The 22,811-nt window shown below is 41.3% G+C and carries 20 protein-coding genes and 1 pseudogene; 13 read left to right on the top strand and 8 right to left on the bottom strand.

Annotated features, from left to right (window positions below; genetic code table 11):
* The first annotated feature begins 191 nt into the window (after window positions 1-191).
* Window positions 192-2,702 carry a zinc-dependent metalloprotease gene (locus C2M33_RS04745; protein WP_063700911.1) on the top strand — a complete coding sequence of 837 codons (2,511 nt, stop codon included), beginning with the start codon at window positions 192-194 and terminating at the stop codon, window positions 2,700-2,702.
* A gap of 48 nt (window positions 2,703-2,750) precedes the next feature.
* On the opposite strand, the gene C2M33_RS04740 is transcribed toward C2M33_RS04745, so the two are convergent.
* From C2M33_RS04740 to C2M33_RS04730, 3 genes are all read right to left on the bottom strand, one after another.
* Window positions 2,751-3,233 carry a pilin gene (locus C2M33_RS04740; RefSeq protein ID WP_105173882.1) on the bottom strand — a complete coding sequence of 161 codons (483 nt, stop codon included), beginning with the start codon at window positions 3,231-3,233 and terminating at the stop codon, window positions 2,751-2,753.
* Window positions 3,230-4,051: a hypothetical protein gene (locus tag C2M33_RS04735; protein ID WP_105173881.1), complete on the bottom strand. Its 822-nt coding sequence runs from the start codon at window positions 4,049-4,051 to the stop codon at window positions 3,230-3,232. Before C2M33_RS04735 ends, C2M33_RS04740 begins: the two co-directional genes overlap by 4 nt.
* Before the next feature lie 75 nt (window positions 4,052-4,126).
* A complete protein-coding gene (locus C2M33_RS04730) occupies window positions 4,127-4,741 on the bottom strand; it encodes a PQ-loop domain-containing transporter (RefSeq protein ID WP_105173880.1) in 615 nt (204 codons plus the stop codon).
* A gap of 271 nt (window positions 4,742-5,012) precedes the next feature.
* Between C2M33_RS04730 and C2M33_RS04725 the strand changes: the two genes are divergently transcribed.
* Entirely contained in the window at window positions 5,013-6,152 is a 1,140-nt protein-coding gene (locus tag C2M33_RS04725; RefSeq protein ID WP_063700905.1) for a tetratricopeptide repeat protein, read from the top strand.
* Between the two features lies 1 nt (window position 6,153).
* Here the strand turns inward: C2M33_RS04725 and C2M33_RS04720 are convergent, their stop codons facing one another.
* From C2M33_RS04720 to C2M33_RS04705, 5 genes are all read right to left on the bottom strand, one after another.
* Window positions 6,154-8,976 carry a TolB family protein gene (locus C2M33_RS04720; RefSeq protein ID WP_063700904.1) on the bottom strand — a complete coding sequence of 941 codons (2,823 nt, stop codon included), beginning with the start codon at window positions 8,974-8,976 and terminating at the stop codon, window positions 6,154-6,156.
* A gap of 351 nt (window positions 8,977-9,327) precedes the next feature.
* Window positions 9,328-9,567 (bottom strand): hypothetical protein, encoded by a 240-nt coding sequence (locus tag C2M33_RS21095; protein WP_158685563.1) that lies wholly within the window; start codon window positions 9,565-9,567, stop codon window positions 9,328-9,330.
* A gap of 79 nt (window positions 9,568-9,646) precedes the next feature.
* On the bottom strand, window positions 9,647-11,179 hold the full coding sequence (locus C2M33_RS04715; RefSeq protein WP_233999111.1) for a PH domain-containing protein: 1,533 nt from the start codon (window positions 11,177-11,179) through the stop codon (window positions 9,647-9,649).
* Complete coding sequence (locus tag C2M33_RS04710) at window positions 11,172-11,705, bottom strand: PH domain-containing protein (RefSeq protein WP_105173878.1); 534 nt, start codon at window positions 11,703-11,705, stop codon at window positions 11,172-11,174. Before C2M33_RS04710 ends, C2M33_RS04715 begins: the two co-directional genes overlap by 8 nt.
* Window positions 11,706-11,750: 45 nt before the next feature.
* Window positions 11,751-12,602 (bottom strand): D-hexose-6-phosphate mutarotase, encoded by an 852-nt coding sequence (locus C2M33_RS04705; RefSeq protein ID WP_105173877.1) that lies wholly within the window; start codon window positions 12,600-12,602, stop codon window positions 11,751-11,753.
* A gap of 329 nt (window positions 12,603-12,931) precedes the next feature.
* On the opposite strand from C2M33_RS04705, the gene C2M33_RS04700 reads away from it, so the two are divergent.
* The 11 genes and pseudogenes from C2M33_RS04700 to C2M33_RS04650 all read left to right on the top strand — a co-directional run bounded on the left by C2M33_RS04700 (window position 12,932) and on the right by C2M33_RS04650 (window position 22,806).
* Window positions 12,932-13,414, top strand: coding sequence for a MarR family winged helix-turn-helix transcriptional regulator (locus C2M33_RS04700; protein ID WP_063700897.1), 483 nt, complete (start codon window positions 12,932-12,934; stop codon window positions 13,412-13,414).
* 107 nt (window positions 13,415-13,521) lie between these two features.
* Window positions 13,522-14,841: a porin gene (locus C2M33_RS04695; RefSeq protein WP_105173876.1), complete on the top strand. Its 1,320-nt coding sequence runs from the start codon at window positions 13,522-13,524 to the stop codon at window positions 14,839-14,841.
* A gap of 155 nt (window positions 14,842-14,996) precedes the next feature.
* Complete coding sequence (locus C2M33_RS04690) at window positions 14,997-15,389, top strand: RNA polymerase sigma factor (RefSeq protein WP_233999110.1); 393 nt, start codon at window positions 14,997-14,999, stop codon at window positions 15,387-15,389.
* An 88-nt stretch (window positions 15,390-15,477) separates the two neighbouring features.
* Window positions 15,478-16,422: a FecR family protein gene (locus C2M33_RS04685; RefSeq protein ID WP_105173875.1), complete on the top strand. Its 945-nt coding sequence runs from the start codon at window positions 15,478-15,480 to the stop codon at window positions 16,420-16,422.
* Between the two features lie 77 nt (window positions 16,423-16,499).
* Window positions 16,500-19,133: a TonB-dependent receptor domain-containing protein gene (locus C2M33_RS04680; protein WP_105173874.1), complete on the top strand. Its 2,634-nt coding sequence runs from the start codon at window positions 16,500-16,502 to the stop codon at window positions 19,131-19,133.
* A 69-nt stretch (window positions 19,134-19,202) separates the two neighbouring features.
* A complete protein-coding gene (locus C2M33_RS04675) occupies window positions 19,203-19,793 on the top strand; it encodes a biliverdin-producing heme oxygenase (protein ID WP_105173873.1) in 591 nt (196 codons plus the stop codon).
* Window positions 19,790-20,179: a YbaN family protein gene (locus C2M33_RS04670; protein ID WP_058586044.1), complete on the top strand. Its 390-nt coding sequence runs from the start codon at window positions 19,790-19,792 to the stop codon at window positions 20,177-20,179. Before C2M33_RS04675 ends, C2M33_RS04670 begins: the two co-directional genes overlap by 4 nt.
* Before the next feature lie 329 nt (window positions 20,180-20,508).
* Window positions 20,509-21,087, top strand: a complete 579-nt coding sequence (locus C2M33_RS04665; protein WP_105173872.1) for a biliverdin-producing heme oxygenase — start codon at window positions 20,509-20,511, stop codon at window positions 21,085-21,087.
* Window positions 21,087-21,476 (top strand): annotated as a pseudogene (locus tag C2M33_RS04660) (YbaN family protein); the annotation flags it as partial. The gene C2M33_RS04665 and the pseudogene C2M33_RS04660, both read left to right, overlap by 1 nt.
* Window positions 21,477-21,673: 197 nt before the next feature.
* A complete protein-coding gene (locus C2M33_RS04655; RefSeq protein ID WP_105173871.1) occupies window positions 21,674-22,306 on the top strand; it encodes a PepSY-associated TM helix domain-containing protein in 633 nt (210 codons plus the stop codon).
* Window positions 22,306-22,806: a DUF2271 domain-containing protein gene (locus C2M33_RS04650; RefSeq protein ID WP_105173870.1), complete on the top strand. Its 501-nt coding sequence runs from the start codon at window positions 22,306-22,308 to the stop codon at window positions 22,804-22,806. Before C2M33_RS04655 ends, C2M33_RS04650 begins: the two co-directional genes overlap by 1 nt.
* Window positions 22,807-22,811: the final 5 nt, after the last annotated feature.

Raw genomic sequence — 22,811 nt, 5'->3', positions numbered from 1 at the left:
GAACTGTTACAAAAACAGTTAAATTGGCAATACAAAGCAAAAATTCCACCTAAGAACAATTTGTTACAAACAAAAAATACCTAATATCAAAAGCTTACACATTCACTTTCACACTTGTTAACAAACACTCTTTTATCAAAGGGTTAATTCATTAAACTTGATTGAGAAATAATTAAAGGAACGATTTAACAATGAAAATAACAAACATTGCGCTGGCACTAAGCCTAGCGTTTGCCATGAATGGCCACGCCGCCGAAGCGAAAAAAGAAGAAAAGAAGCCAAAAACTCTGGCTGAAATGATCAAAGATAAAAGCGAGTTTGCCGGTGTTTTCAGCATTTACCAAGATGCGAAAACGGGCGACAACTTAATGGTGATCGACCAATCTCAACTCGATACGCCGTTTGTGTATTTTGCTCACACCGTTGATGGTGTTACTGATGCAGGTCACTTCAGAGGAGCATACCGCGAGACAAAGCTAATTGAATTCCGTAAATATTTTGACCGCATTGATATTATTAGCAAAACGCCGCGCTATAAATTTGATGAAAACTCAGCCTTAGCACGCTCTGCCGATGCCAACATTAGCGAAGCTGTCCTTGCGAGTATCAAAATCGAAAAAGAAGAAGGCGGCAAAATAGCCTTTAATGTTGATAAGCTATTTTTAAGTGAAGCACTGCATAAAGTCTCACCTTGGGCGAACCCAAAAGATAAAGATGCCAGCAAACGCTTTAAACTTGGTAAATTAGACGACAAAAAGTCGCGTATCATTAAACAGCGTCCTTACCCAAATAACCTAGATGTTGTGGTTGATTATGTATTCAATAATGCCAACCCAACTGTACGAGGCTCTGGTGCCGTAAGCGACCCTCGTAATGTTTCAATTAAAGTCCAGCATTCATTCGTTGCGTTACCAAAAAATGATTATCAAGCTCGTCAAGATGACGCGCGTATTGGCTATTTTACTAACGAATTCGACAATATGACATCAGCAGACTGGGCACCTTATGAAGATGTCATCAAGCGCTGGGACTTGCAAAAGAAAGACCCATCAGCTGCACTTTCTGAGCCTGTTAAACCGATCACTTGGTGGATTGAAAATACCACGCCTGTTGAGTGGCGAGACACCATTCGTGATGCCGTGCTGGCATGGAATAGCTCATTTGAAAAAGCGGGCTTTAAAAATGCCATCGAAGTAAAAGTACAACCTGATGACGCAAATTGGGATGCGGGCGATATTAACTACAACGTATTACGTTGGACTGCATCACCACGCCCACCATTTGGTGGTTACGGCCCAGCCCTTGCTAACCCGTTGACTGGTGAGATCTTAGGCTCTGACATCATGTTAGAGTATGTTTTCATGAAAAACCGTTGGATGTACGACACCTTATACACGCAAGGTGCAGCAACACTTCAAAGTAGCCCAAGCACCTCAGAACTGCATTGTTCACTGGGTCACAGTATTCAAGAAAACATGTTACTTGCTAAAGGCTTAGGCACAGGTGCGAGCATTGAAGACAAAGAGATTTTACGCCAAGGTTTAACTCAGCTGGTGTTACACGAAGTAGGTCATACCCTTGGTCTTAACCACAATATGAAGTCGTCTATTTTGTGGGATGAAAAAGAAGTTCACGATAAGAGTAAAACACAAGGTATCGTAACTGGCTCGGTGATGGATTATGCACCAGCAAACATTGCCCCTATTGGCATGCAGCAAGGTGATATTTTCCAAACCAAACCTGGCCCTTACGATGATTGGGCGATTGAATACGGCTACAGCCAAGCATTAGCTGATAAAGCGGCTGAGCAACAACGCCTTGAGAAAATTCTCGCTCGCTCATCAGAGCACGGTTTAGCGTTTGGTAATGATGCTGATGACATGCGCGCCCCTGGTCGTCATATCGACCCTCGCGTGATGATTGGCGATATGTCATCGAATCCTGCCGCATATGCTGATGATCGTATGGCACTTATCAATAAGTTATTTACTGAACTTAAAGACAAAGCCACCGTGAATGGCGAGTCATACCAACAACTTGTTACCTCAGCAAACATTCTATTTGGTAGCTACAGAACACAAGCCGGCGTAGTGTCACGTCAAATCGGTGGTGTTTATGTAGAGCGTAATGTTGTAGGCGATGATAAAAATGGCACGCCACTTACACCAGTGCCACTTGAGCGCCAACAACATGCAATGCAAGTGTTAGCCGACAAAGTATTCTCGCCAAATGTGCTTGCTAGTATGCAGCCACTTTATAACTACCTGCTACAGCAACGTCGTGGTTTTAATCATTACGGTAAGAACGAAGACCCTAAACCACATGGCATGATTTTAGGCATGCAAAAGCTGGTACTTGCCCAGTTATTACACCCGGCTGTCATGCTGCGTATTTCAGACAGCGCAATGTATGGTAATGAGTATTCACTTAACCAATTTATGAATGACTTAACAGCAAGCATTTTTGTAGACAGCAAAAAAGCAAATACCTTAAGTCACAACCTACAAATTGAATATGTGAATCAGCTAATCGCGATTGCTGGTTTAGGCAAACCGAGTAAGCACGACAACCTAGCCAAAGCAGCTGCGCTTTATCAGTTAAATCAAATTGCTGATATGAGCGTGCCTTGGGGCGCAGACACCGCAGCTAAAGCGCATAAGCAATATATCGATCGCTTAATTAGTAAAGCCCTCGAAGCATAAGCTTAGCAACACAAAAAAGGCTGCCTTGGCAGCCTTTTGTTTTTTAAATCAGCTTCTATCAATACACGATGAAGGTAATATATCTTTTGGCACAGTCGTTTTATTCTCACCAACCGCTTGCATGCCAGTTACAGGTTTATCAAAACCGCAAAGCCAAGCGATAGGGCTTGTAGGGCTTCCGACAACAACGGCAGGGCGAAAAGTTAATACTGTATTTTGCAAAGGCATCGATACCTTATTACCCAAACTAATATGAATCACTCCGTCTTCAACAGTGATCCCCGTAACCCGATTACCAATTAAAAACTTACTTGCAGGGACACCTGCTTGCTCATTGTTTTTTGGAAAGCGGCCGTGCTCCAAATAAAAGGTTGTAACGTCTTCTCGAATGGTTGACGCCATAGCTAAGGGATCCGCTAGTTCACTGCGCTGAATATATTGACTGTATTGTGGTAATGCAACAGAAGCTAAAATGCCGATGATGGCGACTACAACCATTAACTCAATCAGCGTAAATCCTTTATTTTTCATACTATCTCTCCCATTAAGAATAGAGGCTCATATGCTCCCATTAAGAAATGGGCAATTAATATCACCAATAAAATACTAAATACATTAATGAGTCTGTTGATATGCGCTGTGATATCGCCGCGTAAGCTTTCAAGCTTATTGACTACAAGGAGCTCTAGCTCTTCGGCAATATCCAAGCCATTACTTTGACATGCTTTTAAATGAGATAACTCACGATTATCGTTCTGTAGTGTTCCATACAATGGAAACTCAATTAGAGCGACTAAAGCGTCATAATTGTGCCTAATTTGTTTGGGGATTATTAGTCCTAATTGGGCTGATGAAGCATTCAGTAAAGTCAGATTTGCAAACTGTCGAAGTGCATTTACAGTCAATATAATAACCATCAAGAACAAGCCGAGCGCAATACTTGCTACCAGCCAGAACCTAGCTAAATTAGCCATGTGCTCTGTAACTTGCACATCAAATTGGCTAAACACATTTGAGAATGAAGGAATAACAAATTGCTGATAAATAAAGTTAACGAGGATGAAAACTGAGAAAAGTACACCCAGATAAAGCAACTTGGTTTTATAGTCGAAAGAGTGCTCTTTTAGTGTTGATGATAACGCTGCATAACTTAACGCTAACCTTTGCTGCTGTTCACCTTCAGCTTCTTTAAGGTCATTTGCAAGCTTAGTGGCTAATGGACTATTTTTTTGTCCATCATTATAAATTTCTAAGTGTTGCGGGGCACTAAGCGCTTCTTGCTGTGCTTTATTTAGGCCACTTATTGGCGATAATAATCGACATAAATAGCCTAATTGATTCCAATTCATATCTTATCCTTTCGATAGCGATAAGATAATGTGCCATAAAGCAACGAGTTAATAAACGGAATATTACTTAGGCATTTAAGCCATTGCTGGGCGTGATTTATAATACTGAATACATCCTAGTTGCGCGGCATTGGTCAGTAATATCATCACAAAGGTTAGTATGTGAGACACACTCGGTGTCGCCATAGCAAGCTCGGCAGCGAGGCCGCAGCTTCCAGCAACAAACTGTAGGCTAAAGTAGCGCGCACTTAAATTACTAATATCACCACTTTTAATGGTTTTATAAGTCTGCGGCATAACACGAATAGAGCTCATGACTAACCCCACATAGGTTAACCAATTAAGCACTGTTGCCGTTTCATAATAAGGGTTCAGCAACAAACTAAAAGGCACGAATGACATGGCTAATAACCCGGCTAGTTGCATACGTTGCTTTCGCTCAGCATTGTAACGAACAAAGTAATAAAGGATCACACCACTTAGCATGCCAGTAACAACGAACGGTAAAACCATGTAAAAGCGCTGAAAGAACAAGTTATAGGTGATGAAATACACACTTTGCGCGACCCCAAAGCTCATCATTAACAGCGACACGCCCGACACACTGCGATTTTTACGGATCTTATTTAAAAGCGGATAAAAGCTAAACGCTAAAATAAAGCATGAAATAATCGGCAAAAAGTGCGCCAAAACAGACCTCTCTCGTTACAATTTAGTTAATAAGTTAGCAGTTTATAAACCACCTATAAAACTAGAGTAAACCCATGTTTTTTAAGCAATTTAAAAGAGCGCGGCATTGTAATGAGAGCGTTTTAGAATGCAATAAAGAATAAAAAACAAACAACAGTCTATTGGCAAGATAACCATACAGGGTGTTTACAATCCATGACACTCATTAGCTGCTTGAATAGTCTCTGCGATCTGGGTACATTGAGTAATTAGTGTTCAGGAGGGTAATGCTATGAAGTCGATTTTATATGCGCTTGTTTTGAGTGCTTTTTTAGTTGGATGTAAAAGTACAAAACAACAACCAACGCCACCACCGAGTGTAGCCAGCTTACTCAACACCACACATTTTAAACACGTTGAACTTAGCGACCCTGAACTCTTTACACTCCCTGCAGATGAGCAACAGCGTTTTCTTGATTATTTTACCGCGCGTCAAGGAGGTGATTTAAGAGACGACCAAATCCTTTATAGCTACTTAGAAAGTAAACTCACTAATTTTAATTACTTTAGCGCTACGCTCAATGCCCAGCAGACTCTTCAAGGTCATCAGGGTAACTGTATCAGCTTAGCAATCTTAACCCATGCCTATGCCCAACTAGCAGGACTTAAAACCAGCTTTCAAGCAGTGTCGAGTGAACCGGTTTACAGTAAACAAAGTAACATTGTGTATGTGTCAGGCCATTTTCGCACCAAAGTCTACGCGCCTTTAAATGAGGACGGTAATTACTTGGTTCCACCAGGTACAGTCATCGATTACTTTCCAGCACGTGGCAGTTTTTACTCTGGTCGAGCTGAACTAAAAGACTTGATCAGCCGTTATTATAGTAACTTGGCCGCAAAAGCGCTGGCCTTGAAAGAATTCGATTTAAGCTACAGCTATATCTTAAAAGCCAATGAATACACCCCAAATGCGGCATCACTTTATAATTTAGCCGCCGTATTACATCGCCAAGCGGGTGATTTAGCAGGGGCAAAACATATTTATCAAACAGCAATGCAGCATGGCTTTAAAGATACTAATTTACTACATAATTACGCAGTATTGGCCGAGCAACTGAATGATCAGGTTTTGGCAGAGCAGCTCAATTCAGAATTGGCGATGCTTGAGCAAGATCCGTTCGAGTTACTGGCAACGGCAATTAACGCCCGTAACAATGGCCAACTTTACAAGGCGAAACAACAGCTCGAAGATGCCATTGCATTAGCCCCTTATTTATCTGAACCCTATATCGAATTAGCGATTATTAGTTATCAGCAAGGAAATGAAAAAAGCACTAAGGAGTGGCTAGAAAAAGCCATTGAGATAGAAAATAAAGACGAAAAACTGGCGCTATATCACGCCAAGCTTTTCGCCTTAACTGATCAACACTAGGCTATAACGAGTAATAGAAGCTTAGCCAAGCCCGTAAATCATTTTCGAAGTCGTCGCCTTCTACCCGGGCGACGCCAAAATCAATATTTACATCGTTCAAACCAGCGGGCCCCATACCAAAGCTAAAGTCACCTTGCCACTTGAGACCATAACTTTGTGCATAGACTCGGTTATCAACTTGATGTTGCTGGTAATAAAGCCAAGGTAATGAATCTTTGTAACTAATGCCCCCGCCATACCCTTTATAGCGGTTACCTGCTTGACTAATAAACGGCAGCTCAGGAGCAACAACAAAGCCACTTTGCGTGTCATTATTAATTAAGTTTGACTCATAACCGCCAAGCGCAAGGGTACTGTCATCGCGATATTGCTGTGCAAAATTAACATAAACAGGAATATCAAAAGCATAACCGCTCAATACGGTGGCAAAGTTATAGCCCTGCCAATTATTCGAGTTGGCATCACCGGATAGCCACTGAGCACTCACAGACTGAGCAAAACCGTATCGCTGTCTATCATGTTGCCATTTTTGTTCAAGTCCAAGGGTTAACCATTGATCATCCCCCTTACTAAAATCACTGTAGTTATAGCTCAAACTCGGTGTAATACTAAGCTGCTGAAACTGCAACGGGTAGCTCATGGCTAGATGCGCCCCAGTGTTACTTATGTTCACCGGTATTTGTGAATGGTACTGTTTTGCCGATTCAAGGTCGTAATCAAATAACAGCGCTTTAAATTTTAAATCAAACGCTGAGTACTTAGCGGCCGCAAACACCCCTTCCAATGCTTTGTCATGTAAATCAGCACTGTAGCCTGCTTGTAAATCGAGCTGCTTTAAAAAGTCGTTACTTTTTACTCCAAGGGTAAGCAGCGAAGATGATGCCGAATAATACTGAGATGCCAGCGAAAAGGTGGGTTTTTGCTGCCAAATATCATAATCAGCTGGCTCAGTTGGGCTTTGCGGGTAGATTTTCGCCTCAGGTAATACTTCGCTCGTTACTTGCCCTCGTGGTGGCGCTGCACTTTTAGCAAATTCAACAACCTCTAACCCTTGTGGTTGCTCAGCAAAATGCTTGATATTCGGCCCTTCAGCAGTGATCGATAAATACAAAAGTTCACCATTATTCATTGCCATTGGGTGTGCAATAGCTTCTTGGCCTTGCGTTAATTGGCGGAGTGAATTGCTTTGTAGATCATAATGATATAAATCGAGAGCTTTATTTTTACCCGCGACAAAATATAGCCCTTTGCCATCTGCTTGCCAATTAGGTTGTGACACATACTGATAGCCCTCAGGCATAGGCACAGCTATTGATTGCTGAGAATTCACATCTTGTATATACAACTGCCAATTGGCATTCAATGTCGCTTTTAAATAAGCAAGTTGAGCTTTATTAGGGCTTAGTAATGGATAGTCATAAACCGTTTCTAGGCTTTTCTCAAACAAAGACGTAGCGACACCCGTATTGAGGTCAAGACGTACCAACTCAGAGAAGCCATGCTTAGTTTGCTCAGCATAAACAGTTTGCCCGTTATCAGTGATACTAAAGCGGCGCAGCCCTGCATGATGCGTCAAAGCACTCACTTCACCTGTATCAATATCATAGCGGTATAGATCTGAAATACCTTGAATGGAGCCTTTAGCAACGGTTGTGGTGGCGGTGAAAAACAGTGTATTTTCGTCTAACCACTGCGGGTTTTTTATACCTTGCCTATTAATTTGCTGAAGCACATGTTTTTGCTTACGTTTAAAAACACTTGGGGCTTTATCAACAATATCGACGGGATCATCATCAAGTAACGCTTGTTGCTGCTTTGCAAAATCATCGGCAGCCTGTTGATTATCATCCGTGCTATAAATGACTAAACGGGTTTCGTCATCTTTGTTGCGCTCAACAATAGCAAGTTTACTGTTATCTAAACTTAAAACAGGGTTCGAGGCGTATAAATCAAGTTCTAACCAAAGCTTACTTGTGAGTGCTTGCTCACTTACCTCTTTAGCCATTGCTTTATAGGTATATTCGGCAATAAAACGACGATAGAGTCGCTCAGGTGAGTCGCCAAATACCCCGCTAAAGGCCTCATCAAAATCACGTGCTTTAACCGCTTGCATACGTGTCCAAACTGCATCTAGAGTTTGCGCGGAATAGTTCTCTTCTAGCCATGCTAGAAAGCGAGAACCCATTAAGTACGCCATTGAGCCAGCTAAAAAGCCCCCTTCTGTACTACTCAATTGGCTATACCGTGGCAATGCACCTTGCTGTGCAAATTCAACCAATATTGCCTCTGAAAGGTTATCGTATAAACGGCCTCGGCCTGTCATTTTCGACTCAAGCAGCGTTGCATATCCTTCGGCAGCCCAGCGCGGCATCTCGCCATCAACTAAATCATAGATATCCCAACTATTGCGAATAGCCTGACGCACGTCGCTTCGAGTAGGCTGAGCAAGATGCACCAAATGAATATATTCGTGCAAAATTAATAACTGCTGCCAACCATCGGTGTTAGAAATCACCGTGTCGGATTGTGGAGGCGTGGTAAACAAAGCCATTAGAGGCTTGTTAGTCACCGGCAAAGCAAAGCCATTGGAGGCGTTAAATGGGTCGAAAACCAGAACATCGACCACTTCATCAAGAGCACGGTTTTGCTGTTTTAGTACCTTATCGCGAACAATTTCAAGCTCTGTCGCCGCTGAGCGGGCCCATTGCTGATTCTCAGTGCTAAAATGCACATTAAAGTGTTCGGTATGAATAGTTTGCCAAGTCTCTTGGCTTGAAGCGTGGCCAGCGGCAAGAAGTGCCGCAGTTAACAGGGCTTTTTTCATCACAATCCTTGATTAGCATGTTGCTTAATTTAAGAATTAGTATGCGATGCTTTTTTAAAAGCCTGAAGTTAAAAAGTGTAAGAAATTACTCGATTTTTAGCGGTTGTAGGGCGTGTTGACCCTTATTGATTGAAATTTGTTCACTCTAGGGGCGATTTAATCGCGGCGCGAGATTTGTAACCTAGTGGGCTAAGTAAAAATCGAGCAACAAAGAGTTAATCGCCCCTAGGAAGAACCCGGAGGGCAGCGCGTGTTTGGCATTAATGCTGCGTTATCGCCTATTTATGTGGAACAACCACACTACATAGGCTCTGCCTTGCCTAAATACCAAACACACTGCTGCAAAATTAATCATAAAGGGTCAGCACGCCCTAGACCGAGTAATTGATAAATAATAAAAATAGTCACAGCAAACATTAGGCTGCTTCTTAATGCACCGAGTCCCGCGATGACTAAAGCTGCGGTTACGAGTAACGCGATTGCAGTCACAGCGACACTCACACACAAGCCCTTACACTCCTGCTGCGAACGTGCATAACACAATAAGGCAACAACACCCGAAATAGCTAAAATAGGTAGTAAATAAATCATTGCGCACCCGTGGTTATTGACGTTGCGCTAGTATACCTCAATATTAAAATGAATCAATGATATTGAGAATTATTTTCATTTAAAACCAATTCCGCTCAACGCCTTCTATTTCATATAGGGCGAAATCAGCAAGCTGCTCAGCCAGTTCCGCTTTTAAGTAAGGCATTGATACAGAGCCAGAAGCTAGTTGTATATACAAGCTTTTGAGCTGTGAACGACGCATTAAATAAGTGCTTATTGTGGTGACACTTTGCGCTTTATAGATTTCAAAAACACGATACTGCACACCCAGCATGCCGGTTTTAAATACGGCAAAAAAACGGCCGTCATGTTGATACAAAGCTACACCCGTTTTTTGATAATTCAAAAACACACCGATCATCAAAACTAAGCCCACGACAATGCTCCACAGCATCGTAGCTGCATCAAATAAGGCATTGAAAATTAAAGCAGAAAATACAGTAGGTAGGATTACATATAAAAACGTATTTTTATAAAGTAAAGCTCGCTCAGGCTTAATAAAGTTAAGCTCTGTTAAATCAACAAACCATGGAAATAACCAGCCACACACGGCTTGTACTTGCTCTTTAGTGATTACTGGCATCACTAACGTTTGTTTATTTTTATGAGCCGCAACCCCAGCAGCCACACCGCCACTGCTCACTTGCGGGCAAATTAAGGTATAGCGATTAAGGAGCCGAGCAATAATATTTTGTTTGATTTGCACACTTTGAATTTTCGACACACTTATCGATAATTGCTGGCGCTCAAATAAACCTGCCACACGCTTAAACTTATCGTCTTGAAAATACAGTTGAAAGTTAAAAAAGCGCACCAAAGCCATAACAACAGAAAGTAAAATGGCACATAAAACAATAGCAACAACCATGATTAAAACAGCGATTGCAGCGGCACTACCAACGAACGCGGCTTGCTCAATCAGCATTGCCTCTAGGCGGTTTATGATGGTTTTTTCGAGGTACTCAAAAATCATATTCATAAATGGGGCAAGCGCGGCCAATGCCAATATTGCCATGTTCGACATCAAGCCAAATTTAGCAATTTCAGCATTGCTGATCGTTAAGGTTTGCGGCGTGTCTGTTGCTTCGCTTTGCTCAATAGACGGCTGCTCTTGCTGCTGTAACTGAGCCTTAAACGCCATAACTTGTTCGCGCACTTGCTCGGCATAACTAAGCTTTACACCTGGGATCACCGCTTCTTGAGCACTACTACCGGCGGCATCGAAAATACAATTAACCAAGTTAACCGGCTGAAAATAAAAAGGTTCGGCTATGTTGACGTTCTGTACTCGAGCAAATTTAAGGGTTAGCCGCTCTTTTTTGAATACCCCTTTATTGAGCAGTATTTCGTGACCATCTGTTATGCAGTATTTAAAATTACGATAATAAGCAAAGGCGTACAGCACTAAAACTAACGAGGCTACAGCAGCGGCTATTTGCCCCCAAAACAGCTTTTGCTCAACTTGCGTGACAAATAACACCAAAATTGGCAGTAAATTAAGCAGCCCATCTTTTATAAAGCGCAGTGCAAAGTGCACAATAAAATACAGTAGCGCCCATGGCGATACCCGTTGCCATTGTTGATCACTCATCGGCAAGCTCATTTTCTGGAATGAGTGCATTATCACCATAACTTTGCACGAACTGGCGGACATCATTGCATTGCTCGTCAGTTAACCCGCTAATATGTAAATCAGCACTCATGCCACCCGCACTGTAAAGTCTGAGTGTCGCAAGTCCTAACTTTCGCTCAATTGGACCGCGATGAATTTCGGTGTGTTGCACGCGAGAAATAGGCAATAAGGTGGTTTGTTGCCAAATTAAACCCCGCTTAAACGCAATATCATGCTCTCTCACTGCAACGCCTTTGACACGTACACTGTAGAGGTTGTAGATCATTGACAGTATTACCAACAACGGCAAAACCAGCAGCCAAGGTGTGGCAATAGCTTGGCTAACGGCAGGATTAAAGTGCCGAACAGCAATAATCACGGCCATTAGAGGTACATAAAACAACAACCAATTTAGTTGTACATGCCATATCGCATTATCTGCAAGTGGTTGGAATTGAATCGTTTGATGCTTTGGAAGGGTTTCTATTTGTTGATTACTAAACACGGTAATTCCTTGTAAAGGCCAGCGGCGCCGGCCTTACGTGCTAAATTATACCCAGCGTAGTTTTGTTGCAAGTGTATGGCTTGCTCCAGGTGCAAGTTCAACACTATCATCAAGGACATTAGCCGCTTCTAAACACAGCATGACGTGGTATTCGTCATCAGCAAAATTAGAAAGGCGTTTTGACTTATCAATCCATGGATTCCAAAGAACACACGAAGTTGAATTTTCACGGCCTACTTCAATAATGCCATCAGGTGTAATGATACGTTGAGTATCTTTTGCTTCGGTGTAAACCATGTCTGTTTCACGTGCGAACGACACTAACTCATTTTGTTCAAAAGGACCTTCAGCAAATTCAATGTATTTCGCGCCTTGCAGACCATCTACTTTTGTTTCTTCAATGGCTGGCGTTGGGAAATAGGTGTGCAGTGCTTGAGTGAACTGTACAGTTTGGTTATCTAAGTTTGTAGTTGTTAAACGTAGTTCTAAACCAGAGGTTAAAATAAACTCTGCTAACAGCTTAGTTTTATAAGGCCAATATTTTTCATCAACTTGCGTCATCGGCAATGACAAGCTGATATAAATCGAATCGTCTTGTTCTTTCACTTCTTCTGCGCGCCATAAACTTGTGCGAGCAACACCATGAGCTGGCCAGCCTTCATGTTGACTTACCCCGAACCATGGCCAACAAATAGGAATACCACCTCGCACACCTTTGCCTTCTTGGTAATCTTCTAATTCTGAGACCCATAATAATGGCTTTTTATCGGTTGGCGTGAACTCAGTGATCTGCGCACCTTGCAGAAAAATAGTTGCGCTACAAAACTCACTGGCAACTTTAATAAATTCAAGCCCGGTTTCACTTTGCTCAATCGTAACAGATGGCGATAACTTCATAATTCGTCCCATTTAATGAAAGAAAAATCCACCTTACCCAATGCAGTGGCTTTTAGTAAATAATATTTAGTTATTTGTATTAATTGTTTTACTACAAAGTGATGGTGTCACCTCGTAGTAGCATTTTAAGTGTTAACAACAATTACTCCATCTAATTTTTAAATTTTAGCTTTTAATTTCTACTCTAACTAACTAAAGAACAGAACAACACCCACTATGGCCGGAAATTATAAGCCACATAGTTGTTATTTATTTGAACTCAATTTATTAGATGTGTAATATTTTGCGATTGCGGTTGTTCCACACCGCCTTTTTTAAGAGACATCAACATGCAAAAGTATGACGAGCTATTAGTATCGCTGCGCAAAGTGATCAGAGCTATCGACCTTCATTCAAAACAGCTCAACAAAACCTCGGGCTTAACAGGTCCACAACTGCTCATTATGAATGAAGTTGCACAAACCGATGGCATTACCGCCAGTCGCATTGCACAAAATGTAAACTTAAGTCCTGCGACGGTGACCAATATCTTAGATCGAATCGAAAGCCGCGAACTTGTGACTAGAGTGCGTAGCCAGCTTGATAAGCGTCGCGTTAGTTTGCACCTCACTGAGCGGGGTAAACAATTACTCGAACAGGCACCTCAACCGCTACAAGAGCACTTCATTGAAAAGTTCTCTGCACTTGAAGAATGGGAGCAAAGTTTACTGCTGTCCTCTATGCAACGAATTGCTGCCATGATGGACGCAGATCAACTTGATGCGTCACCGTTACTTGAAGTCGGTGCAATCACCAAGACCTTTGAACCATAGAAAAAATTAAAACTGATTGATTAATATTAAATTTCTTTGACTACCCTTGGGTTCACCATGAATATCATCTATGCTAGTTAGTACCCATTCCAAACTAGCGATAATTCATGCTTAAACTATCAAAGTTAGCCCTCGCAATAGCCTTGGGCACAACTTCAAGTCTTAGTCAGGCATCTGAAATTGATGACCTTCAAAAGCAGCTGCAATTACTGAAACAGCAAATGCAGCAACTGCAAACCAAACTTGATGCTGCAGAGAAAAAATCTCAGCAACAAGCCGAGAAACAAGCGCAAATTGATGCCCAAGTTGCTAAGCAACAAAAGCAACTTGAGCAACAAACTGCAGCTGTTGAAGCACCTAAGAAAGAGTCCGGAATTAAAATCGGAGGTGCTGTCCGTACTAATTACAGTTATACATCCTATGACGATGGTAATAAAAATCGCGGTGGTGACTTCGATTTTGACATCTTTAGGTTAAATTTTGCGGGCGATGTTGGTGATGTGCAGCTCAACGCTGAAATTCGTTTTTTCGATTACATGACTGCAGTTAAATATGCTTATGCCGCCTATGATTTTGCCGAAGACTGGCAAGTACAGGCAGGTATTACCAAAGTGCCTTTTGGTAACTGGCCATATAATTCGCACAACTACTTCTTTGGCACCACTTACTATGTTGGCCTTGAAGATGATCATGATCTAGGTGTGCTATTTAAACGAAAAATTGCCGATAACTGGCAACTTGACCTTGGCTTTTTCAAAAACGATGAGCTCGGTGGCGTAGATGGTTATGTGGATGACAGAAGCGACCGCTATTCTTATGACGTTGTAGGTTTCCGCTCAGCTGATGAGGGCATTTATGCCGAACCAACTAATGCCATTGGAGAATACAACACCTTCTCTGGTCGTTATGGCTATCACTTTGAACATGACGGCGGTACCACCGAACTCGGTGTATCTGCGTTATCAGGTGGCTTGCATGATGGCGAAGATAAAGCTGGCGATTACTACGCCTGGGCTGTGCACTTAAATAGCACAATAGGTGCATGGAATTTCCAACTACAGCACGGCGAGTATAACTACGATATCGACAACGTTGATCGTATGGCTGTAGGTGCTTATGCGTTTTACGACAGTATTGCCGCAGAAGCGACCATGACTAATGCCAATATTGCTTACAGCCTCCCTGTAGAGTGGGGCCCGGTAACTAACCTACAGTTTTATAATGACTACGGCATCATTTATGACAAGTCAGATAACAGCGAAGATACATGGATGAATGTAACTGGTGTATCTGTTGCCGCAGGTGGCTTATTCACTTACTTTGATTTTGTACAAGCGAAAAACCAGCCATTTGTTGGTGGTTCAATTGCTGGCGACAGCGACGAGACTGAAACCCGCTTCAATATCAATATAGGTTATTACTTTTAGTAACCCTATTACTCCATACACCTATTTAGCCCAGCCTTGCGCTGGGCTATTTGTCACACCTCAAACCAGTTGCAAATGCAAACAAAAACTATTGCCATTTAGTTGACTGACAGCTAGTATCCTTTTCCTTTTTAAATTACCTAAAAAGGTGACTTTTGGAACGCTATTACGCTGAAGTTTTAAATTACATTTCACGCTCCGTTGGCTGTAAAGAAAAGGCGCAAAACATTGTACAAGAAGCCTACTTAAGGATACTGAATCATAAGAAAAACAATCCAAATCATGATTCAACCCAGCAGCGTGCTCTATTTTTTACTACAGCAAAAAACATTGTTATTGATCAGTATCGTAAAAAGCGAAAAGTAACCGAAGAGGCTGAACTAGATCTTATTGCTCCCGCTGACTTTGAGCCAGAATCAAAACTCGCGGCACAACAACAACTCAAGCAACTTTACCAATGCATTGAACAGCTGCCGCAAAAAACAAAACAAGCCTTTGTACTTTATAAGTTTAAAAATCTTAGCCAACATCAAATTCATCGCAAATGAACATTTCTGTTAGTATGGTTGAAAAGCACCTAGCAACAGCCATGATGTTATGCCGTGAAACACTGAATAGAAAATAGGAAAGTATACAATGGACCGTCAGCAAACATTATTGCAAGAGCAAGCAAATAAGTGGCTAGAACAGCAAAAGTGTGGCTTTACTACAGAGCAAGAAGAGCAATTTCAGTACTGGCTTTCACTAAACCCTGATCACAAGACTATTTTCGAAGAAAGTAAACAAATAGACGGCTTGTTAGCACAGTTTTCAGAACAAGAAATTGAGAACCTATCTACATCAAAAGTCTTTCGCTTTTCACAAGCAAATGTATGGATGGCAACAGCAGCATGCTTAGCGATATTCATGATAAGCCTGATCAGTTTCACATTGTTGCCCCATACTGAAAGCAGCGATTACAGTGCTCAATATAGCTCAGCAATCGGTGAGCAGCTTAAAGTAAACCTACCAGAAGGCTCTAAGCTATATTTAGATGCACAAACAAACCTAAACATTAATTTTAATGAGCACATTCGCTCTAATACCTTAGTAAAAGGGCGAGCCTTATTTGATGTCACGACAAACCCCAAGCGACCATTTATCGTCAATACAGATACCACTAAAATAACCGTGTTAGGTACTAAGTTTACAGTCGATAAAAAACCATTAAACACACGCATTCGCGTCTCGCATGGTAGAGTCAAGGTTCAAAGTAATCAGCATATCGTTGAACTAATACAAGGTCAGCAAGCTTATGTTAATGAGCAAGGTATCTCTGTTGAAAATATCAACCCAACTCTTATTGATGCATGGCAACATGGGCGACTAATTTTTGACAACACACCTCTCAATGAAGTTTTTGTAGAGTTCAACCGATACCATGACAGAGAATTTAAATTTGCCAGCAATGAATTGAGCCAACTACCTTTGTCTGGAACATTTAATGCCTCAGAATTGGATAATTTTTTAAAATTATTACCCCATGTAGTTCCTGTTGAAATAAAAACAGAAAAAGATCAGATAATTATAAACAAACTATAATTTATAAAATTTTTATTGAGGGATTCTCATTCTCATTCGTTTTCATTTTAGTTAGTTAATTACTTGGATGTAAATGAATGAAAACCCCTTACTCTTTAACCACTAAATTATCACCTTTGGCATTTGCACTTGGGTTAGCCCTAAGCGCTCCCCTTGCCGCTCAAGATAGAGCGGTATTTACTTTTAACATTGCTGAGCAATCATTAAGTAACTCACTTAACCAGCTAGCACAGCAAGCGAACATGAACCTTATTGCTGATGCAAAAATATTAGAAGGTATTGTCGCTCCTTCAATACATGGCCAAAAATCAGTATATGATGCTTTAGAAGTCGCTCTTAAGAATACAGCTATTCGAGCAGAAGTAATCGATAACAGTATTGTTATAAAGTCGACCAATTCAAAAAACTCAACCTCTTCTACTACCGATAAAGACAGCGCTGTCTCTAATGATTTAACAGAAAAACAAAAAGATATAGAAGTTATCGTAGTAAAAGGTACGCAATTAAAAATAACTCGAGAAGAGATGGACCGCACAAGCGGCCTTTCAAACTCTGATATTTTTTCAACTTTTTCAGGAATTGAGGCGAATAATATTCGTAACGAAGCAGGTGCATTAGACGTGGGCATCCGAGGCGTACAGGGTGAAGGCCGAGTTCCCATTTTTATTGATGGTAGCTTACAGTCTACTCACACTAACCGCGGTTATATGGGCACCTCTGATCGCACTTACATTGACTCAGACCTGATCAGTACAGTGAATGTCGAAAAAGGCCCTACGGCAAAAGCCTCACCATTTAGCGCAGGCGCTATCGGTGGCACAGTCAGTATGAGCACTTTAAATCCTGCTGATATTTTAAAGGAAGGTCAAAATTTAGGCGCATTAGTAAAACTAAAAACATACAACAACAACTCCATGCCAAAAGTAAGTGATGACCCTGTAGAGCAAGAGTATTACCAAGTAGCGCCAAGCCATAACAGTACAGACTTTGAAAACGGGTCAATGGTTCTAGCTACAGCTTATAAAAATGATGACTTCAGCGCAGTATTTGCTTTTAGTGACAAAAAGGTCGGCAACTACTTTGCTGGTAGTAATGGTTATGAAGATTTTGTTGAAGTTGTTGAGGGTTGGCTGAGTACTTTTGAAATTCACCCTCCGGTATCACCTGGCGCAGAAGTCGTTAATACGAGCTTTGAAAGTGAATCTTACTTAGCTAAATTTAGTTATGAGTTTACCGATGAACACACTCTCGAAGTCAATACCCGCCATCATCAACAAGCCGCTGGGGAAATGCTCGCTTCTTATTGGCACAAATATAAAGAAGGTGATTACCGCCGCCTACCTGACGGCACATGGGAAGAAATTCCTGCAGGTGAAGAGGCAATGCCACAATGGCAACTTGGTACAGCGCATGTAAATAGTATCAGTGCTATTTACCACTACTTACCAACGAACAACTCGCTTATCGATTTGAAAGTGAACCTTTGGAACACGCATGCAAAATTAGATCAATACAATGCATTGGCAAGCAACCTAGGTTCAAACGCATTACAATATACCCACCAGTATGCAAATACTCGTTCAGGCTTTAGTGCTTGTAATGTATCAAGCTTTAAAATTGCCAGCCAGATCCCTACAACCTTAACCACTGGCTATGCGTGGCAGTCTGAAGAATTAAAACCAAAAGAAGGTTATGAAGACACCTTCTATACAAAATACCCTACATCACGTGATGGTAAGCGAACCTCAAATAGTTTTTTTGCTAATGCGCAATTAGATTTTAATGACTTAGAACTTCTATTAAACATGAACCTTCATGATGCCAAAATTGAAGACCGCCAAGCTGAATTAGAGCATGACTTTGATGCTAAACTAGATTTAACCTTGCAAGCTTCATATCTTCTGATTGGCAACACATTTGTATCTGCTAAGTATAGTAAGGCATATCGAATGCCGAGTTTATACGAGGGAACCGTTTCTAATGAGGTGTTTTCTTTCTCACCCGGCTACCCAATTACTCCTGAGCGAACAAATTCATACGAATTGAATATTGAAAGTACATTTAGTGACATCATCGCAACCAATGATAACTTTACTTTCAATTTCAGCCTATTCCACACTGAAATAAAAGATATGCTTGCTACGGCGAACCTACCCAACAAGGATCCTGAAGCGTATTCTTGGCAACGCACCTATGCATTTACAAACTATGACTCATTCACCCTTCCCGGTATCGAGTTAAAACTAGATTATAAAAGTCAGTACCTCTATGCATCTGCATCAATGATCAATTACCAAGACGTAGAGATGTGTTCAAATGAATTGGCAGATATTGGCGGTGCTGAACGTTGTAATAGTGAAGGCTTTTTAGGCAGTTTAACCCCGTTGCGAATTCCTCCAGAAAAGAGTTACATCGTCAATATCGGTGCAACCTTGTTTGATGATTCATTAGATACAGGTTTTATTTATAAAAAGCATACCGATAAGCGCCACCCTGGCGGCTTCTTATCATCAACAGGTGTTGATGCACTTGAGTATATCCCATCTGGTTATCAATTAGATTTTTACCTTGATTACACGTTCAACGAAAGCCTGAGTGGCTATGCATCTGTTACTAATCTAACTGACCAATATAAAGTTTCAACGGGTTCTATTGTCGCCATGCCCGAGCCAGGAAAGACCATTACTCTTGGCCTAGAAATCAAACTTTAAGTTCTTATTTTACCTTATACATTGCAGCGATCATTTTTCACTGCAATGTGCTTTATCTATGGAGTAAACATGTCTCTTACCATTACTGAACATTCGCGATCTCAAGCACTAAAAACAGCAACGACTGATGTGCACAATAATGTCGATAAAAGCATCATGGCCCAAAACCCATTTGCCGATACAAGCAGCTATCTATTATTTTTAAGTTTACAGTACAACTTCTTGAAAGATGTCAGTGCATTATACGAACACCCAGAACTTGCTAAGCATATAAATGATCTAATCGCACGTCGTCGCTTGTCTTTATTAGAACAGGACTTTCAAGACCTGAAATACGCATTACCAGAAACCCCTTTAGAACCTTCTATCACCCATGAGACAGATTTTGCTACCGCTTTAGGTTGGCTCTATGTTGTTGAGGGCTCAAAAGTTGGAGCTGCTATGCTTGGTAAGCAAGTAGAGGCACAGCTAAACTTCGATGCTGACCATGGCGCTCGATATTTGAAAGGACCTGGAGCAGGTCGAGGAAGTGCATGGCGAGAACTCACACAACTAATAGACACGTTAGAGCTAACACAAGCCCAAGAAGCTGCCCTAATTGAAGGTGCTCGCCAAGCCTTTACACGTTTTCAACAATTTCAAAGCCAAGTGTATTCATGAAATTTAACCTTCGACTAATAAGGTACAAACAAACCACACTAAAACTAAGTGGGTTTACTTTAGTAGCTCTAGGAGTTGTAGGTATGGCTTTGCCTATTATGCCAACAACGATTTTTTTTATACTTGCCCTAGTGTGCTTTAGTCATGCTTCACCAACACATGCAAAGCAGTTACTTAACCACCCTCGCTTTGGATTAACATTGCGTTTATGGCAAGAAAACAAAGTAATACCTGTCAAAGCAAAGCTCATGGCAGTAACGTGTATATGTTTTAGTTTCTCATTATTAGCCTTAGCAGAACCCGCTCTATGGCTGGTTTTCATGATTGGTTTTATAAAGATTCTTATTGTGACATATATCCTTACACGACCATCAAGTATCGCTTAGTACATGCTATAAAGCATGTTGGAACTAAACTTAACAGTCAAACACCTCCATGCTTTTTTACTTTTTAATAATGTAGCTTTGGAGTATTGATAAAACGTTACAAACACAAAACAAAGAATATTCAGGTCCGATCTGTACCTTTAGCAAAAACATTTTCTGGCTATACAAATGAAAATCATTATTATATAGCACCATTCTAAGCCCGGTTTATTGTTAAAAGCTGTATAGCAGCTTTGCTTGATTATCACTTAGAAATTATGGGTATAACCCTATGACAACATCAACTACCCCGTGCATTTACTTTATAGACGTTGCTGAGGACCCTATTCATGCCAATACTCGAGCTACTTTCTCGAGCTGAAAAGCTAAAACAAGCGATAGTAAACATCTCAAAAGAGATTGATCATCATTTATTAGCGCTATCACCCACTACTGATTTAGATAACTATAAAAAATTTCTAACCTTACAGTACAGTTATCAAATCGAGGTAGAGAACCTTTATCAACACGTTGATTTACATAAATATGTTGATAATTTATTTGACCGTACACGACTCCCCCTCATCGAGCAGGACTTAAACGATTTAAAACACCCTCTGCCAAATCGCACGCTGCAACCACGCTGTTTTCAACACACCGACTTTGCCTATGCACTTGGCTGGCTATATGTTATTGAAGGGTCGCAATTTTCAGCGACAACATTAGGCAAACAAGTTGAAGCTGAGCTAAAGTTAAATAACCAACGTGGTGCTCGTTATCTAGCTAAAGCCAATGAATGTAATAAGGGCTGTCAACTAAGCCATCTTATTGATAACCTTGAACTCAGTGATGAGCAACAGGCCACCTTGATAGAGGGTGCTGAGCAAGCACAACAACGATTTAAGTTTTATCAGGCTCAATTTTATTGATGAATGTGAGAGCGGCGTTTACCGCCTATAAAAATGGCTGCTATCAATTACTCGGGTTATTGATGGTGGGTTTAGGTATCATAGGCATTGCACTGCCTGTGATGCCGACGACTATCTTTTTTATCTTGGCATTGGCCTGTTTTACCCGCTCATCGCCCAAGCTGTCTGCGTGGTTGCTCAACCATCCTAGATACGGCCAGCCTCTGAGGTTCTGGCAAGAGCATAAGGTTGTACCTACCCGAGCCAAGTTCTTAGCGGGTTTTGGGATGGCAATCGGGTATGTTTTTTTACTGCAAAGTGCCGCGCCAATTTGGGTGATGTATCTTGTGGCAGTGATTGAGTTAAGCGTGTTAGCGTATTTAATTAATCGCCCTTCTGCACCAAATAAACCAACCCTTATTCAAGTTAATTTAACCACGCAGATGCGCTTAATGTTGCTTGCTTGTTTAGTCAGTTCACAACTCGCAGTAATGGCGTATCTCGCTTTTCATTTCTAGCACAAAGAAATGTAAAGAACGTAAACTCGCTTGTTATCGTTAATACAAATCATTATCATATTTGTATCTTTAACGGAATAAACCGCATTATGTTCTCATTTAACAAGCGCAACTTTTACAGCATTAGCCGTGCATTACACATTTATTTTTCAACGGCCCTGTTCTTTTTACTTATTTTATTTTGTGTCAGCGGCATCATTCTTAATCACGTTAGTTGGCTCGAAAATGATAAACATAATGGTCAAAACCAACAGCTTGTTTCTGCTGCGCTATTCGAAAAAGCACAAGCAAACCTCGACACGTTACCAAACCTTTATCCTGAAATAGAGCAGTACATGCAGCAGCAATTTTCACTCAGTAATGTGAAGAGTATTGAGTGGGAAAAAGAAGATGCCTTGGTAATGCTCGACTACCCACTTCCGGCAGGCTTTGCCTATGCAGAAATCGATTTTCAAACCGGTGAACTGAATATTGATTATCAAACAGGGGGCTTTATGAGTCTGATTGGCGACTTACACAAAGGCCGCCATACAGGAGAAGCATGGAGCTGGGTCATTGATATTTCAGCTTTTTTGATGATTCTGTTTGCCATCACCGGATTAATTATTCTCTTTCAAAACCGTAAAAAACGTGCCGCAGGTCTTTGGTTAACCCTCCTCGGAGTTGCCACGCCTTTGGTCATTTATCTAGTTTGGGTGCCTCAACTTAAAGGAGTATCTTAATGAAACAAGCCCACTTACTCGTCGCTCTACTAATTAGCTGTTTATTCAGCCCTCTGAGCTTTGCAAAAGACGCCAACCTCACTGTTGAGTTCACTTTACCTGAACTAGATGTTTCCCCATATCATCGCCCTTATGTGGCGCTATGGCTAGAAACACCTGAGCGTAAACACGTTACTACGATTGCACTTTGGGTTGAGAAAGCAGAGTGGTTTAAAGACTTACGTCAGTGGTGGCGAAAAGCCGGTCGTAGCAACGACAACTTTGATGGTGTTACAGGTGCAACAAAACGCCCTGGTACTTACACCATTGAGTGGCAAGGTAAAGATTTAAAGGGCAACCCAGTTAAACCTGGCAGCTACCTACTTAATGTTGAAGTTGTACGTGAAGAAGGTGGTCGAGATTACACCCGCGTTGAAATCGACTTAACGAAAGACGGCAAAGTCACTATTAAAGGCGAAAAAGAGTTCGCGACTAGCTTTGTTACCATTACCAGTCATTAAGGAAA

It is taken from the genome of Pseudoalteromonas sp. T1lg122, assembly GCF_002964825.1.
GTDB classification, from domain to species: domain Bacteria; phylum Pseudomonadota; class Gammaproteobacteria; order Enterobacterales; family Alteromonadaceae; genus Pseudoalteromonas; species Pseudoalteromonas gelatinilytica.
Note: the sequence above shows the minus strand (reverse complement) of the source record. Positions and strands in the feature narration are given on the sequence as shown.

Bases quoted from the DNA above. Each gene is read 5' to 3' on its own strand.
- C2M33_RS04700 (WP_063700897.1), top strand. From the start codon at position 12,932: ATGCAAAAGTATGACGAGCTATTAGTATCGCTGCGCAAAGTGATCAGA.
- C2M33_RS04705 (WP_105173877.1), bottom strand. From the start codon at position 12,602: ATGAAGTTATCGCCATCTGTTACGATTGAGCAAAGTGAAACCGGGCTT.
- C2M33_RS04740 (WP_105173882.1), bottom strand. From the start codon at position 3,233: ATGAAAAATAAAGGATTTACGCTGATTGAGTTAATGGTTGTAGTCGCC.
- C2M33_RS04720 (WP_063700904.1), bottom strand. From the start codon at position 8,976: ATGAAAAAAGCCCTGTTAACTGCGGCACTTCTTGCCGCTGGCCACGCT.
- C2M33_RS04685 (WP_105173875.1), top strand. From the start codon at position 15,478: ATGGACCGTCAGCAAACATTATTGCAAGAGCAAGCAAATAAGTGGCTA.
- C2M33_RS21095 (WP_158685563.1), bottom strand. From the start codon at position 9,567: ATGATTTATTTACTACCTATTTTAGCTATTTCGGGTGTTGTTGCCTTA.
- C2M33_RS04655 (WP_105173871.1), top strand. From the start codon at position 21,674: ATGTTCTCATTTAACAAGCGCAACTTTTACAGCATTAGCCGTGCATTA.
- C2M33_RS04695 (WP_105173876.1), top strand. From the start codon at position 13,522: ATGCTTAAACTATCAAAGTTAGCCCTCGCAATAGCCTTGGGCACAACT.
- C2M33_RS04715 (WP_233999111.1), bottom strand. From the start codon at position 11,179: ATGAGTGATCAACAATGGCAACGGGTATCGCCATGGGCGCTACTGTAT.
- C2M33_RS04670 (WP_058586044.1), top strand. From the start codon at position 19,790: ATGAAATTTAACCTTCGACTAATAAGGTACAAACAAACCACACTAAAA.
- C2M33_RS04745 (WP_063700911.1), top strand. From the start codon at position 192: ATGAAAATAACAAACATTGCGCTGGCACTAAGCCTAGCGTTTGCCATG.
- C2M33_RS04675 (WP_105173873.1), top strand. From the start codon at position 19,203: ATGTCTCTTACCATTACTGAACATTCGCGATCTCAAGCACTAAAAACA.
- C2M33_RS04735 (WP_105173881.1), bottom strand. From the start codon at position 4,051: ATGAATTGGAATCAATTAGGCTATTTATGTCGATTATTATCGCCAATA.
- C2M33_RS04725 (WP_063700905.1), top strand. From the start codon at position 5,013: ATGAAGTCGATTTTATATGCGCTTGTTTTGAGTGCTTTTTTAGTTGGA.
- C2M33_RS04650 (WP_105173870.1), top strand. From the start codon at position 22,306: ATGAAACAAGCCCACTTACTCGTCGCTCTACTAATTAGCTGTTTATTC.
- C2M33_RS04680 (WP_105173874.1), top strand. From the start codon at position 16,500: ATGAAAACCCCTTACTCTTTAACCACTAAATTATCACCTTTGGCATTT.
- C2M33_RS04665 (WP_105173872.1), top strand. From the start codon at position 20,509: ATGCCAATACTCGAGCTACTTTCTCGAGCTGAAAAGCTAAAACAAGCG.